Here is a 779-nt window from a genome sequence, read left to right on the forward strand (position 1 = left end):
GAATAGGCCTCGTCTACAAGACCAGCTACGACAAGGCCAACCGCACCTCGCTGTCGGCGACGCGCGGCGCCGGCATGGACGCGGCACTTCCCGTCTTCGACGAACTGCGCAAGGAATTTTCGCTCCCGGTGCTGACCGATGTCCACACCGAGGAGCAGTGCGCCATCGTGGCGCCGCATGTCGATGTCCTGCAGATTCCGGCTTTCCTGTCGCGCCAGACCGACATGCTGGTCGCCGCGGCGAAAACCGGCAAGGTCATCAACGTGAAGAAGGGACAGTTCCTTGCCCCCTGGGACATGAAGAACGTCGTCGCCAAGATCACCGGATCCGGCAATGCCAATGTGCTGACCACCGAGCGCGGTGCTTCTTTCGGCTACAACACGCTGGTCTCCGACATGCGCGCTTTGCCTGTCATGGCAGAGATCGGCGCGCCGGTGATCTTCGATGCGACCCATTCGGTGCAGCAGCCGGGCGGGCAGGGCGGTTCCTCGGGCGGTGAACGTCGTTTTGTCGAGACGCTGGCGCGCGCGGCCGTCGCTGTCGGCGTTGCCGGCGTCTTCATCGAGACCCATCAGGATCCTGGCAACTCGACCTCTTCCGACGGCCCCAACATGCTGCCGTTGAAGGACATGCCCGCTCTACTCGAGCGGCTGATGGCATTCGACCGCATCGCCAAGGGTCTCTAGGCCGGACAATATCCTCTGTCGACCGCCGATGCTTGTGGACGGCGCAAGCCGCCTGTACGCTCTACCGGCACATGAGCGTTTTGGCAGGAGGAA

General features: G+C 63.3%; 1 protein-coding gene. It reads left to right on the top strand.

The genetic code is table 11. The features are described 5' to 3' along the window. The coding region (gene kdsA, locus EN879_RS37715) for a 3-deoxy-8-phosphooctulonate synthase (RefSeq protein ID WP_127274802.1) at positions 1-686 on the top strand (686 nt) is incomplete at its 5' end. Positions 687-779: the final 93 nt, after the last annotated feature.

Origin of the sequence: Mesorhizobium sp. M7A.F.Ca.AU.002.02.1.1, from assembly GCF_003998535.1 — a bacterium.
GTDB lineage: Bacteria > Pseudomonadota > Alphaproteobacteria > Rhizobiales > Rhizobiaceae > Mesorhizobium > Mesorhizobium ciceri.